This window comes from Streptomyces adelaidensis, assembly GCF_016598475.1.
Lineage (GTDB): Bacteria > Actinomycetota > Actinomycetes > Streptomycetales > Streptomycetaceae > Streptomyces > Streptomyces adelaidensis.
Genome location: NZ_JAEMUX010000295.1, coordinates 1 through 554, shown reverse-complemented (window position 1 = coordinate 554; position 554 = coordinate 1). Strand labels below are relative to the sequence as shown.

1 protein-coding gene is annotated in these 554 nt (G+C 77.4%); it reads left to right on the top strand.

The annotated features are described in order from the left end of the window. Window positions 1-129 precede the first annotated feature (129 nt). Window positions 130-552, top strand: a complete 423-nt coding sequence (locus tag I8N67_RS41925) for a hypothetical protein (protein ID WP_200309646.1) — start codon at window positions 130-132, stop codon at window positions 550-552. Window positions 553-554: the final 2 nt, after the last annotated feature.

The window sequence follows — 554 nt, the reverse complement described above, 5'->3', positions numbered from 1 at the left end:
ACTAAGCCTCGGGTTACTCCCGCCTGTCCGGCTGTTTCCCCGCCCCACCCCGCGCCCGCCGCTCACCCGGTCATGCACCGCCGAGCAGTTGTGGGCGCACCCGGAGGACCTGTGCCGACACACTCCCGCATGCCCGCGCACCGCCGGCGGGCACGGGCCGGTTCGCCCTGGCCGAGGCCGCTCACCGCCCTCGTACACGGCTGCCTCCTTATCACGATCGTCCTGTGCACCTTCGTGCACGGGCCGGGCGACGAGACGCACCGATCGCCGGCACCGGCCGTCCCGGCGGCCGTGTCCCTGGCCGGCGCCGAGGCGCCGCACGGGCCCCACGGCCACCACACGGCCGAGGAGTGCCATCCCGGCGGCGTCCTGCGCGCACCGGGAGCCCGGACACCCGACCTGCCGCCCGCCGCCGAGGCGACGCCCCTGCTCGCCGGGGTCGCGGCGATCGCGCTGGGCCCGGTACGAGCGGAGCGCCGCCGCCCGCACCGACGCCGACGCGCCCGTGCCGCCCGGACGGCCCTGATCCGCACCTCGCGGTGGCGGATCTAGAC

What these genes read in the sequence shown, in the direction of transcription:
- I8N67_RS41925 (WP_200309646.1), top strand. Translation starts at nt 130, where the DNA reads ATGCCCGCGCACCGCCGGCGGGCACGGGCCGGTTCGCCCTGGCCGAGG.